Genomic DNA, 12,209 nt, shown 5'->3' with positions numbered 1-12,209 from the left:
CCTACAGCCGGTCGCGCCAGCGGTTCACCAGCGGATAGCGGCGGTCCAGCCAGAAGGCGCGGGTCGAGATGCGCGGCCCCGGTGCGGCCTGATATCGCTTCCATTCGCTGACATAGAGCAGCTTTTCCACCTGCCGCACCGTGTCCGCATCGAACCCCCGCGCGACCAGATCGGCCAGCGACAGATCCTGTTCCACCAGCCCGTCCAGGATCGCGTCCAGAACCTCATAGGGCGGCAGGCTGTCGTCGTCGCGCTGGTCGGGGCGCAGTTCGGCCGACGGCGGCTTGGTGATGATCCGCTGGGGGATCACCTCTCCGGGCGCACCCATCATCCAGTCGCGATAGTTGGCGTTCCGCCAGCGGCAGGTTTCGAACACCCGCGTCTTGTAGAGGTCCTTGATCGGGTTGTAGCCGCCCGCCATGTCGCCATAGATGGTGGCATAGCCCACCGCGACCTCGGACTTGTTGCCGGTGGTCAGCAGCATCTCGTTGAACTTGTTGGACAGCGCCATCAGCATCACGCCGCGCAGGCGGGACTGGATGTTCTCCTCGGTGATGTCTGGGCTCGTGCCCTCCATCAGATGCGCCAGTGCGCCGCCGACCGCGTCGCGCGCCCCGTCGATGCGCACGGTGTCCAGCCGCGCGCCAAGCCGCGTCGCGCAATCGGCCGCGTCCTCCAGGCTGGCCTGCGACGTGTATTCCGACGGCAGCATCACGCAGCGCACGTTTTCCGGCCCGATCGCGTCGCAGGCGATGGTGGCGACCAGCGCGCTGTCGATGCCCCCCGACATGCCCAGCAGCACCTTGCGGAACCCCGACTTGCGCAGATAGTCGCGCAGGCCCAGCATCATCGCGTGGTAATCCTGTTCCCACGCGTCGGGCTGGGGCTCCATTACGCCCGGTTCGGCGCGCCAGCCATCGGGGCCATGGGTAAAGTCGACATGCACCACCGCCTCCTGGAAGGCGGGCAGCTGCACGACCTTGTGGCCGCCGGGGTTCAGCACGAAGCTGGCCCCGTCATAAAGCTGGTCGTCCTGTCCGCCGACCATGTTCACATAGACCAAGGGCAGGCCCGTCTCGACCACGCGGCCGACCATGTGGCCCATGCGCAGGTCCAGCTTGTCGCGGTGATAGGGGCTGCCGTTCGGCACGACCAGGATCTCGGCCCCGGTCTCGGCCAGGGTTTCGGCCACGTCCGGGTACCAGCTGTCCTCGCAGATCGGGCTGCCGATGCGGGCTGCGCCCACCGGATAGGGGCCGCTGATCGGGCCGCTGTCGAACAGGCGCAATTCGTCGAACAGCTGCTTGTAGGGCAGGTGGTGCTTCAGCACGCGCGCCACCAGCGCCCCGTCCCGGAACACCCACCATGCGTTGTAAAGACGGCCGCCGTCGCGCCACGGCCCGCCGATGCCGATGGCGGGACCGCCCGTCAGCGACATGCCAAGCGCCATGATCGCGTCCTCGGCCTGGGCGGTGAAGGCGGGCTTCAGCACCAGGTCCTGGGTCTGGTATCCGGTGATGAACATCTCTGGCAGGGCCAGCATGTCGGCGCCTGCATCGCGCGCCTGTTCCCAGGCATCGCGCGCGCGGGCGGCATTGCCGTCCAGGTCGCCCACGGTGGCGTTCAGCTGCCCGATGGTCAGGCGGAAACGGTCGGTCATCACGGGCACCCCGGTTGTGTGGCCCCTTGGATAGAGGATCGCCCGGCCAAGGAAAAGTCGGCCTTTGCGCATGGGTGCCTTCCGGGGTAAACCTGCGGCAAAACACCGTAAGGGGCGACAGGCGATGAAAGCGGCAATCGGAACGGCCTTGGCATTGGCGATCTGGGCAGGCCCCGCGGCCGCCCAGGTCATCACCAAGCAGTACGACGATGGCGGCGTCTACGAAGGCACCTTCCGCAACGGGCTGCAGCACGGCCAGGGCAGCTATGTCCTGCCCAACGGCTATCGCTACGAGGGGGACTGGGTCGAGGGCCAGATCATGGGCCAGGGCCGCGCCGCGTTTCCCAACGGGTCCGTCTATGAGGGCCAGTTCGCGGGCGGCAAGCCGCATGGCCAGGGCAAGATCACCTATGCCGACGGCGGCACCTACGAAGGCGCCTGGGCCGAGGGAGAGATCACCGGGCAGGGCGTCGCCCGCTATGCCAACGGGTCCGTCTACGAGGGTCAGTTCGTCAGCGGCCTGCATCAGGGGCGCGGCGTGCTGACCCAGGCCAACGGCTATCGCTACGAGGGCGACTGGAACGCCGGCGTCAAGGAGGGGCAGGGCAAGATCACCTATCCCGACGGCGCCACCTATGAGGGCGCGATGCTGGCCGGCCAGCGCGCGGGCCAGGGCAAGCTGGTGATGTCGGACGGGCTGACCTACGAGGGGGTCTGGGCAGCGGGCCAGATGTCCGGGTCGGGGGTGCTGGTCCAGCCGACGGGCGATCGGTACGATGGCCAGATGCAGGGCGGGCGCCGGCAGGGCAAGGGTGTCGCGACCTATGCCAACGGCGACGTCTATGACGGCGATTTCGCCGATGACCGCCGCCACGGCCAGGGCACGTTCACCGGCGCGGACGGCTACGTCTATGTCGGCGAATGGTCCGAAGGCCGCATGGAGGGCCGCGGCCAGATCACCTATCCCGACGGGTCCGTCTATCTGGGCCAGATGCGCGCCGACCGGCCCGACGGCACCGGCAAGATCACCTATGCCGACGGCTCGACCTATGAGGGCCAGTGGTCCGAGGGCGTGATCGAGGGCGAGGGCAAGGCCAGCTATGCCAACGGCATGGTCTATGAGGGGGGCTTTCGCAACGCGCGCAACGACGGGCAGGGGCGCATGTCCTATCCCGACGGCTATGTCTATTCCGGTGCCTGGAAGGACGGCCAGCGCCACGGCGAGGGGCAGGCCACCTATCCCGACGGCACGGTCTATACCGGCAGCTTCGTGGACGGGCTGCGCGAGGGCCAGGGCCGCCTGACCACGCCCGACGGGTTCATCTATGAAGGCGGCTGGAAGGCGGGAGAGATCGACGGCACCGGCGTCGCGACCTATGGCAACGGCGACCGGTACGAGGGCACCTTTGCCGCGGGCAAGCGCCAGGGGCAGGGCGTCATGCGCTATGCCACCGGCCAGATCGCGTCGGGCGAATGGCAGGACAACCGCCTGATCGAGGCCGACCAGGGATCGACCGACATGGCCCCCACCGAAGACGCGCCCGACCTGCCGGCCGAGGCCCCGTGACCGCGTTCCGCCGCGCCACCGCGGCCGACCTGCCCGCGATCCTTGCCCTGCTGGCCGACGATCCGCTAGGCGCAGGGCGAGAGGACCCGGCTGATGCCGCGCGGTATCGTGCGGCCTTCGACCTGATCGACGCCGATCCGGCGCAGCTGCTGGCCGTGGCGCAGGACGGGGACCGGGTGGTCGGCACCCTGCAACTGACCTTCATCCCGGGGCTGGCGCGCAGCGGCGCACTGCGTGGCCAGATCGAGGCGGTGCGCGTCGCCCGCAGCCACCGTGGCGCGGGCCTGGGCCGGGCGATGATGGACTGGGCCATCGCGGAATGCCGGGCACGGGGCTGCGCGCTGGTGCAGCTGACGACGGACCGGTCGCGCAAGGATGCGCACCGGTTCTATGACGGGCTGGGCTTCGTCCCGTCGCATGTCGGATACAAGCTGGCGCTGGACTAGCGGGCGTCGTCGTTCGAAAACAGGCCGGTCAGCGCGCGGCTGACCAGGTTTCCGACCTTGGGCCGGGGCTGGGACAGGAACGGCAGCGGGCGGCACACCTCCATCGCGGCGATGCCCACGCGGGCGGTCAGCGCGCCGTTCACCAACCCTTCGCCGAAACGGCGCGACAGCTTGGCCAAAATGCCGCCCCCCGCCATCGTGTGGATTAGGTCGTCCCCGGCCGCCACCGCGCCGGTGGCGATCAGATGCGTCATCACCGTCCGCGCCAGGCGCCAGCCGCCGACGGCACCGGCGCGCCCGCCATAGATCTCGGCCATGCGGCGGATCATGCGCAGGTTCGCGGCCAGGGCGGCCGCCACGTCGGCCAGGGCCAGCGGGACCAGCGCGGTCGTCGCGGCGACCGTCCGGGCGGCGGCCTCGATCTCGCGGCGCGCCTGCTGGTCCAGCCCGGCCAGCAACTCCGTCTCGGTCAGGGTCAGCAGGGCCTGGGCGTCAAAGGTCTCGGCCCGGCGGTCGGCCAGGCGCTGACGCTGCCACTCCATCTCGGGGCGCTTGGCATAGAGGGCGACCAGGCCGTCGGCGACCGCCTTGGCCTGATCCAGGCTTTCGGCGGCCAGGGCGGCGCCGGCCTGCCGCTGCAGCGCGTCGATCCTGGCCATCCGCCGCCATGCCCGCCATTCCCGCAACGCCATCCCCAAGGCCGCGATGGTGAAGACCGCGAACAGCGTGACGGCAATCCAGCCCAGCAGCGGATAGCGGGTCATCAGCCCGTCGATGAAATCCAGCGCCATCACGCCCAGAAGGAAGGTGAACAGCGCCGCCCCGGCATTGATGAACAGCCGCGTCAGCCGCGATGGCGGGCGCCCGACCAGGCGGGCCACCATCTGCATGGTGCGCGGCTGGGGCAGCGGGGCGTCGCTGATGTCGATGGCAGGGGCATCGGCGGGGCTTGGGGCGTCGTCCGCGCGGGTTTCCGTGCGGGGGGGCCGCGGCCGGGTGCCGGTATCGTCGTCCAGAGGCATCAGGACCGGGCCGCGCGGGCGTTTGGGGGCGTCTGTCACAGGCGGTCTCCGATCAGGAATTCGGCCGCGCGGTCCAGCCGGATGTGGGGCGGCCCGTCGCCCGGACGCGTGGTCAGGGGGGCGGGGGCAAAGTTCATGATCGCGTAATCGGCATCCAGCCATGCCTGTGCGCCCTGCCGCGCGGGATGCAGCAGCACCGCGGGGTCGGTGGGCAGTTCGCCCGGAAAGAACGCGGCCTGCCGCCCGTCCAGCAGGCATCCGCGCACGGCGGGCAGGTCGCCGTCGGGCTGGGCGATCATGTCCTCGGTCGTGGCGCGCAGGGCGGCGATGGCCATCGCCTCGGTCCGGGCGCCCTGGAAATCGGCGCGGTCGCGAGCCTCGCGCAGCATGGCGGACAGGATCGCGGTCAGGCGGTTGTGCTGGGTGTGGTGCAGGTGGTCGGCCTTGGTCGCGGCGAACAGGATGCGTTCGACCCGCCGCGTGCCCAGAAGCTGGCCCAGCCAGCCTGCGCGGCCGGGGCGGAAGGCCGACAGGATGTCGGCCATGGCGCGGCGCATGTCCTCGACCGCCTGGGGGCCCTGATGGATCGCGCCCAGGATGTCGACCAGCACCACCTGGCGGTCGATGCGGGCAAAGTGGTCGCGAAAGAAGGGCCGGATCACCCGCGACTTGTAGGCATCGAACCGGCGGCGGAATTCTCGGCCAAGCCGCGTGGCCTGCAGGTCGGGCGGCAGGGGCGCAAAGGTCAGGGCGGGCGATCCCGCCAGCTCTCCGGGGATCAGGAACCGGCCGGGTGTGCAGTCCGACCAGCCCGCGTCGCGCGCCGCGTTCAGATGCGCGGTATAGATGTCGGCCAGCTGCTGGGCCTGCGGTTCGGTGAAGCCTTCATCGCGGGGCAGCGCCTGCAGCGCGGTCAGGAACCGGTCGGCGCCGGGGCGGCCCGCGATGCGGTCCAGCACCTCGGTCGACCATTGCGCAAAGTCGCGTTCCATCAGGCGCAGGTCCAGCAGCCATTCGCCGGGATAATCGACGATGTCCACATGCAGGTTGCGCGCGCCGCGCAGCCCCCCGAACATGCCGCCGCCCTGCAGGCGCAGCGACAGGCGCAGCTGGCTGACGTGACGCGTGCCGTCGGGCCAGTGCGGATCGGGGCCGGTCAGCGCGGCCAGGTGGCGTTCGAAGTCGAAGCGGGGGATGGTGTCGTCGGGCTGGGGCTGCAACCACACCGCCTTGAGCCGCCCGTCGGCGGCGGCGCGCAGCGACGACATGCGCCCGCGTTCCAGAAGGTTCGCCACCAGCGAGGTGATGAACACCGTCTTGCCGGCCCGCGACAGGCCCGTCACGCCGATGCGGATCACCGGATCGGACAGGCCCAGCCCCTCCATCACGTCGCTGCGGATACCCATGTCTGCCCCTGTTCGTTTCGCGACACCCAACGCCGCGGGTGCAAGATAGGTCCGCGGAGGCGCGATGTGTAGCGGCGCGATTGTGCCCGGTGCCCCGGCGGCGCTAGAAGGCGGGCATGACGGATGCCCTGCCCATCGACGACGCCCTGCCTGCGCTGTGCGCGGCGATCCGCAGCCACGGCCGCGCGGTGCTGGTGGCCCCGCCCGGCGCGGGCAAGACGACGCGGGTGCCGCTGGCGCTGATGGATCAGGTCGCGGGCCGCATCCTGATGCTGGAGCCGCGCCGCCTGGCCGCGCGCGCCGCGGCCGAGCGCTTGGCGCAGTCCCTGGGCGAGGCCGTGGGCGGGCGGGTCGGATACCGGATGCGCGGGGAATCGGTTCGGGGCAGCCGCATCGAGGTGGTGACCGAGGGCATCCTGACGCGGATGATCCAGACCGATCCCGCGCTGGAGGGCGTGGGCTGCGTGATCTTCGACGAGTTCCACGAGCGCAGCCTGAACGCCGATCTGGGGCTGGCTCTGGTCTGGGAGGCGCGGGGCGCCCTGCGCGAGGATCTGGCGGTGCTGGTGATGTCGGCCACGCTGGATGCGGGGCCGGTGGCGGCGATGCTGGACGACGCACCCGTGGTGACGTCCGAGGGGCGGGCCTTTCCGGTCGAGACGCGCTGGCTGGACCGGCCCCTGCCCGCGGGCGGGCGGTTGGCGGACGATGCCGCGCGTCTGATCGCAAGGGCCGAGGACGAGACGCGCGAGACGGGCGGCACGATCCTGGCATTTCTGCCCGGAGAGGGAGAGATCCGCCGCGTGACGGCGGCCCTGTCGGGGACGGGCTGCGAGGTGCTGCCCCTGTATGGCGCGCTGCCGGCGGCGGCGCAGCGCGCGGCGCTGGCCCCGCCGGGAGCCGTGCGGCGGATCGTTCTGGCCACGGCCATTGCCGAGACGTCGCTGACAATCCCCGGCGTGCGGGTCGTGGTGGATGCGGGGCGCGCGCGGCGGGCCCGGTTCGATCCGGGCAGCGGCATGTCGCGGCTGGTGACCGAGCGCGTCAGCCGCGCCGAGGCCGAGCAGCGGCGCGGCCGGGCGGGGCGGGTGGCACCGGGCATCTGCTATCGCATGTGGGCACGGGCCGAGGAGGGGGTGCTGCCGGCTTTCGCGCCACCCGAGATCGCCGTGGCCGACCTGACCGGGCTGGCGCTGGAACTGGCCGTCTGGGGGGCGGGGGCCGCCGATCTGGCGTTCCTGACGCCGCCGCCGGACGCCGCACTGACCGAGGCGCGGGCGCTGCTTGCCGATCTGGGCGCGCTGGATGCGGAGGGGCGGATCACGGCGCATGGCCGGGTGCTGGCACGGCTGCCGCTGCATCCGCGTCTGGCGCATATGCTGGCGCTGGCGGGGCCGGCTGCCGCCGATCTGGCGGCGCTGCTGTCGGACCGCGACCCGCTGCGCGGGGCGGGGGCCGATCTGGAGCATCGGCTGCGCGCAATCCGCGATCCGGGGGCACGTGCGGCATTCGAGGTGAACCGGCAGGGCATCGAGAGGATCAGGGCCGAGGCAAAGCGGTTGCGGCGGCTGGTTGCGTCCCGCGACGGCGGGGGGGACGATGTCCCCCCCGCACCCCCCCTGTCGGCCCTGTCGGCGGGCGGCATGGCCTCGCTGGCCTATCCCGACCGGATCGGGCTGCGTCGCAAGGGTGACGACGCGCGGTTCGTGCTGTCGGGCGGTAAGGGTGCGGTGCTGGCATCGGAGGACAGCCTGGCGGCGCAACGGATGATCGTGGCGCTGGATCTGGACGGGGATCAGCGCGAGGCGCGCATCAGGCTGGCCGCGCGACTGGACGAGGCTGATCTGCGCGCGCTGCATGGCGACCGGATCGGCCAGCAGGCCCTGTGCGAATGGTCGCGCCGCGAGGGTCGCGTCGTCGCCCGCCTGCAGGAGCGGCTGGGCGCGCTGGTGCTGTCGGACCGGCCCTGGCCCGACGCCCCGGCCGAGGCGATGGCCGCGGCCGCGTTGGAGGGATTGCGCCTGGACGGGCTGCCCTGGACCCCGGCCGCGGCGCGTCTGCGGGCGCGGATCGCGCTGGTGCCGGACCTTGGCTCTGTGGCGGATGCCGACCTGCTGTCGGATGGCGACTGGCTGCTGCCTTGGCTGGGCCGGGTGCGGACGCTGGCCGATCTGCGCGGGCTGGACCTGGTCGAGCCGCTGAAGGCGCGGATCGGATGGGCAGGCCAGCAGCGGTTGGACCAGGAGGCGCCGGGGCAGTTCACCACCCCCCTGGGTCGCCGCGTGCCGATCGATTACGGGGGCGCGGACCCGTCGATCGAGTTGCGCCTGCAGGAGCTGTTCGGCGTCACCCGCCATCCGGCGGTGGGCGGGCGGCCGCTGCGGATCACGCTGCTGTCGCCGGGCGGCAAGCCGGTGCAGGTGACGATGGACCTGCCGGGGTTCTGGGCCAGCTCCTATGCCGATGTCAGAAAGGACATGCGCGGCCGCTATCCGCGCCATCCCTGGCCCGAGGACCCGACCGCGGCCGATCCGACGGTGCGGGCCAAGCCGCGCGGCACCTAGTCGATGGGGCGGATCAGCTTGGCGTCCAGCACACGCAGCACCTGGGCCAGGTCGTGGCCGCGTTTCAGGATGCGCCCGTCCATCGCGATCACGGCATAGGCGCCTTGGGCCGCACGCAGCCGAGGACGCTTTTCGATCCGGTAGAGAGGGTGTTCGGCGGCGCGGCGAAAGACGCTGAACACCGCCGCGTCGCGCAGAAAGGACATGCCGTAATCGCGCCATTCACCCGCGGCCACGAAGCGGCCGTAGGTCGACAGGATCAGGTTCAGTTCCCTGCGGTCGAACACCACGCGGTCGGCATCGGGCGGGATCGCGTTCATCATGTCGGGATGGTGACAGCCCGCCGCGGCCTGCGCAACGCCAAACGGGTCAGAAGCAGCTGACCTTGGTGATGCGACCGTTCACGCCGTATTCGATGTTCAGCCGGTCGGGGCGGAAATCGGCGGTGACCATGTCCTCGGGGCCGATCACGCGGGTGCCCAGGGGAAAGTTCATCGCCGACAGGGCCGTGCGGGGCTGGCCGATCAGGCCCTGATAGCCGGCGGCGCCGCATTCGTCGACGACCGGGGGCGGGGTCGGCTCGACATAGGCGGGTTCGCAGGCGGCAAGGGCCGTCGCGGCAAGGATCAGGGCAAGCGTGGTCTTGTGCATGTGGGTCATCCGCAATCGATCTTGGTGATGGTGCCGGTCGCATCCAGGCGGAAGACGAGCCGGTCGGGGTCATAGTCCTGGGGTTCGATCCCGCGATACTCGACCACGCGATAGGCGCCGGGCAGGCCGAGCGTCGGGATCGTGCTGCCGGGCTGACCCACGCTGGAGGCGTAGCTGCTGGCCTTGCACAGGTCGGGCTTGCGTTCGGTCACCCCGGTGATGCCGGTCGTCGCAACAGGCAGGTCCGCCACCACGGGTGCCGCCGGGAAGGGGGCTGCGGCCGGATAGGGCGCCGTCGGATAGGGGGCCGGTGCGGGGGCCGCATAGGGCGCGGGCGCGGCGGCATAGGGCGCGGGCGCATAGCCGGGCTGGGCCGCATAGGCAGGCCCCGCATAGCCGCCCGCGGGCGGCATGCGGTTCGGCGACGACGCGCAGCCCTGCACCGCCAGCGCCATGCCGGCGGCCATCGCGGCCCGAATCGTCCAGTCCTTGCTGATCATCGCCTGTCACCCCTGCCGGTCCTGTTTCCGGACCTTGTTCCCGCCAGCATAGGCCGCGCCTCCGGCCTTGAGAAGCGGGGTGATGGATCACGTTTCGATCATCGCAGGAATGCAACAGCCCCTGGGCGCGTCGCGCCCTCAGGCGGCCTGCAGGCCGTAGGCCGACAGGAACAGCGCCGCCGCGTCGCGGGCGATCCGCGCGACCTGCGCATCGGGCAGCGTGGTGCCCGTCAGCAGGGCTGGCTGCTGGACCTGCCCGGTGATCAACGCGACCAGCTGGCGGGCGGATTGACCGCTGTCATGGTCGCGGATCTGTCCCGCGGCGATCCAGCCGTCGATGATCTGCGCCAGGGGGGCCGCGACGCGGTTGGCCAAGGCGTCGTCATAGTCGCGCGCATCGTCGGGAAAGCGCGTCGATTCGGCGGTCATCACCCGCAGCAGGCTGAGCCGCGGTTCCGACAGCGCCCATGTCGCCAGGTCCGACAATACCCGCGGCAGCTCGGTCCGGGCTTGGGACGCGGGGTCGGCCGCGAAGGGCTGCTGGCGGAAGGCGCTGTCCATCGTGGCGCGCAGCACCTCGCGGAACATCAGGGATTTGTCGGGGAAATAGCTGTAGAGCGTCGCCTTGGACACCCGGGCGGACCGGGCGATGTCGTCGACGCTGGCGGCCGCATAGCCGTCGCGCAGAAAGATGACGGCAGCCCCGTCACGGACCTGATCGAATTTGCGGCCCCGCGTGATGCCGGGGGCCGGTGCATGGGTAATATCGGTCTTCATTCTTCTTCCTTGGTTTCCATCCAAACACCGCGGATAGAGAGGCGGTTTCCCTATCAGCATAATAAATGGTGTGAAAAGGAAAACCCCGGCAGGGCTGCGCGTCGTGCAAAAGCTGCTGGTTTTTATCGCAAACATGGCGCCGTCGGCGACGATCCGCTGTGGCGGCACCGGGCGGATTGGCCTAGCGTGCGGCCATATCGACCTTGCGCCGTCACCAGGAGGAAGCAGCAATGTCCGTCAACACGACCTCGTTCCGGGATTCAGTGGACCGCATGTTCACCCATGCCGCAGGCCTGATGAGCCTTGCGCCGGGGCTGGAGGAGAAGATCCGGGTCTGCAATTCCACCTATACGGTGCGGTTCGGGGTGCGGCTGCGTGGCCAGATCCACACCTTTACCGGCTATCGGTCGGTCCATTCCGAACACATGGAGCCCGTGAAGGGCGGCATCCGCTATTCGCTGGATGTGAACCAGGACGAGGTCGAGGCGCTGGCAGCCCTGATGACCTACAAATGCGCGCTGGTCGAGGTGCCGTTCGGCGGATCGAAGGGCGGGCTGTGCATCGACCCGCGCGCCTGGAACGAGGATGAGCTGGAGCGCATCACCCGCCGCTTCACCTACGAGCTGTCGCGCCGCAACCTGATCTCTCCGTCCCAGAACGTGCCCGCGCCTGACATGGGCACCGGAGAGCGCGAGATGGCGTGGATGGCCGACGCCTACAAGCGGCTGCATCCGGACGACATCAACGCCAAGGCCTGCGTCACCGGCAAGCCGCGCACCGCGGGCGGCATCGACGGGCGCGTCGAGGCGACGGGCCGTGGCGTGCAATACGCGCTGCGCGAGTTCTTCCGCCATGACGACGTGATGAAGCAGGCCGGGCTGACCGGCGTGCTGGCGGGCAAGCGCGTGATCGTGCAGGGCCTGGGCAACGTGGGCTATCACGCCGCCCAGTTCCTGTCGGTCGAGGACAAGTGCCTGATCACCGGCGTGATCGAGCGCGACGGCGCCATCACCAACCCGCAGGGCATCAACATCGACGCGCTGCGCGGCCATATCCGCGCGACCGGCGGCATCAAGGGCTTTGCCGGCGGCGACTATCACGAGAACGGCCTGGCCATGCTGGAGCAGGAGTGCGACATCCTGATCCCCGCCGCGGTAGAAAGCGTGATCCACGCCGACAACGCCGAACGCATCAGCTGCAAGCTGATCATCGAGGCGGCGAACGGTCCCGTGACCGCCGACGCGGACGCGATCCTGCGCCGCAAGGGGATCGTGATCATTCCCGACATGTACGCCAATGCCGGCGGCGTGACCGTGTCCTATTTCGAATGGGTCAAGAACCTGTCGCAGATCAGCCTGGGCCGTCTGGAGCGCCGCCACGAGGAGGCCCGCGCCCGCATGATCGTCGAGGAGCTGGAGCGTCTGTCGGCCGATACCGGCCTGAACTGGACCCTGTCCAAGGGCTTCAAGGAGGCGTTCCTGACCGGCGCGGACGAGCTGGAGCTGGTGCGGTCCGGCCTGGACGACACGATGCGCGAGAGCTTCAAGAAAATGAAGGAGGTCTGGATCAGCAATCCCAAGGTCCAGGACATGCGCACCGCGGCCTATGTGGTGGCG

Annotated in this window: 11 protein-coding genes; 4 read left to right on the top strand and 7 right to left on the bottom strand. The window is 70.3% G+C overall.

Features of this window, described 5'->3' with window-relative positions; all coding sequences use genetic code 11:
• Window position 1: 1 nt before the first annotated feature.
• Window positions 2-1,660: an NAD+ synthase gene (locus FHD67_RS02940; protein ID WP_139597768.1), complete on the bottom strand. Its 1,659-nt coding sequence runs from the start codon at window positions 1,658-1,660 to the stop codon at window positions 2-4.
• Window positions 1,661-1,784: 124 nt separating this feature from the next.
• Here FHD67_RS02940 and FHD67_RS02935 point away from each other — a divergent pair, with 124 nt between their 5' ends.
• Together FHD67_RS02935 and FHD67_RS02930 are read left to right on the top strand one after the other, a co-directional pair.
• Entirely contained in the window at window positions 1,785-3,227 is a 1,443-nt protein-coding gene (locus FHD67_RS02935) for an MORN repeat-containing protein (protein ID WP_046000763.1), read from the top strand.
• Entirely contained in the window at window positions 3,224-3,673 is a 450-nt protein-coding gene (locus FHD67_RS02930) for a GNAT family N-acetyltransferase (RefSeq protein WP_046000764.1), read from the top strand. The genes FHD67_RS02935 and FHD67_RS02930 overlap by 4 nt, the downstream gene beginning before the upstream one ends.
• Here the strand turns inward: FHD67_RS02930 and FHD67_RS02925 are convergent.
• Window positions 3,670-4,734, bottom strand: a complete 1,065-nt coding sequence (locus FHD67_RS02925; protein WP_139597767.1) for a YcjF family protein — start codon at window positions 4,732-4,734, stop codon at window positions 3,670-3,672. The two genes, FHD67_RS02930 and FHD67_RS02925, sit on opposite strands and share 4 nt — an antisense overlap.
• Window positions 4,731-6,101, bottom strand: a complete 1,371-nt coding sequence (locus FHD67_RS02920) for a YcjX family GTP-binding protein (RefSeq protein ID WP_139597766.1) — start codon at window positions 6,099-6,101, stop codon at window positions 4,731-4,733. The genes FHD67_RS02925 and FHD67_RS02920 overlap by 4 nt, the downstream gene beginning before the upstream one ends.
• Window positions 6,102-6,217: 116 nt before the next feature.
• Between FHD67_RS02920 and hrpB the strand changes: the two genes are divergently transcribed.
• Window positions 6,218-8,665: an ATP-dependent helicase HrpB gene (hrpB, locus tag FHD67_RS02915; protein ID WP_139597765.1), complete on the top strand. Its 2,448-nt coding sequence runs from the start codon at window positions 6,218-6,220 to the stop codon at window positions 8,663-8,665.
• Here hrpB and FHD67_RS02910 read toward each other — a convergent pair.
• The 4 genes from FHD67_RS02910 to FHD67_RS20365 all read right to left on the bottom strand — a co-directional run bounded on the left by FHD67_RS02910 (window position 8,662) and on the right by FHD67_RS20365 (window position 10,593).
• Window positions 8,662-8,988 carry a DUF2794 domain-containing protein gene (locus FHD67_RS02910; RefSeq protein WP_045983091.1) on the bottom strand — a complete coding sequence of 109 codons (327 nt, stop codon included), beginning with the start codon at window positions 8,986-8,988 and terminating at the stop codon, window positions 8,662-8,664. The genes hrpB and FHD67_RS02910 overlap by 4 nt on opposite strands.
• A 46-nt stretch (window positions 8,989-9,034) precedes the next feature.
• On the bottom strand, window positions 9,035-9,316 hold the full coding sequence (locus tag FHD67_RS02905; protein WP_045983098.1) for an I78 family peptidase inhibitor: 282 nt from the start codon (window positions 9,314-9,316) through the stop codon (window positions 9,035-9,037).
• A gap of 5 nt (window positions 9,317-9,321) precedes the next feature.
• Window positions 9,322-9,816 (bottom strand): hypothetical protein, encoded by a 495-nt coding sequence (locus tag FHD67_RS02900; RefSeq protein ID WP_176695042.1) that lies wholly within the window; start codon window positions 9,814-9,816, stop codon window positions 9,322-9,324.
• A gap of 138 nt (window positions 9,817-9,954) precedes the next feature.
• Window positions 9,955-10,593 (bottom strand): TetR/AcrR family transcriptional regulator, encoded by a 639-nt coding sequence (locus tag FHD67_RS20365; RefSeq protein WP_176695041.1) that lies wholly within the window; start codon window positions 10,591-10,593, stop codon window positions 9,955-9,957.
• A gap of 230 nt (window positions 10,594-10,823) precedes the next feature.
• Between FHD67_RS20365 and FHD67_RS02890 the strand changes: the two genes are divergently transcribed.
• A partial coding sequence (locus tag FHD67_RS02890) for a Glu/Leu/Phe/Val family dehydrogenase (protein WP_246071200.1) occupies window positions 10,824-12,209 on the top strand: 1,386 nt, incomplete at its 3' end.

This window comes from Paracoccus haeundaensis (genome assembly GCF_006239215.1).
In the GTDB taxonomy this organism is placed as follows: Bacteria; Pseudomonadota; Alphaproteobacteria; order Rhodobacterales; family Rhodobacteraceae; genus Paracoccus; species Paracoccus marcusii.
This window is presented reverse-complemented; position numbering and strand designations above follow the sequence as displayed.

Coding starts and splice junctions, on each gene's coding strand:
- FHD67_RS02940 (WP_139597768.1), bottom strand. CDS start 1,660: ATGACCGACCGTTTCCGCCTGACCATCGGGCAGCTGAACGCCACCGTG.
- FHD67_RS02935 (WP_046000763.1), top strand. CDS start 1,785: ATGAAAGCGGCAATCGGAACGGCCTTGGCATTGGCGATCTGGGCAGGC.
- FHD67_RS02920 (WP_139597766.1), bottom strand. CDS start 6,101: ATGGGTATCCGCAGCGACGTGATGGAGGGGCTGGGCCTGTCCGATCCG.
- hrpB (WP_139597765.1), top strand. CDS start 6,218: ATGACGGATGCCCTGCCCATCGACGACGCCCTGCCTGCGCTGTGCGCG.
- FHD67_RS02910 (WP_045983091.1), bottom strand. CDS start 8,988: ATGATGAACGCGATCCCGCCCGATGCCGACCGCGTGGTGTTCGACCGC.
- FHD67_RS02905 (WP_045983098.1), bottom strand. CDS start 9,316: ATGCACAAGACCACGCTTGCCCTGATCCTTGCCGCGACGGCCCTTGCC.
- FHD67_RS02900 (WP_176695042.1), bottom strand. CDS start 9,816: ATGATCAGCAAGGACTGGACGATTCGGGCCGCGATGGCCGCCGGCATG.
- FHD67_RS20365 (WP_176695041.1), bottom strand. CDS start 10,593: ATGAAGACCGATATTACCCATGCACCGGCCCCCGGCATCACGCGGGGC.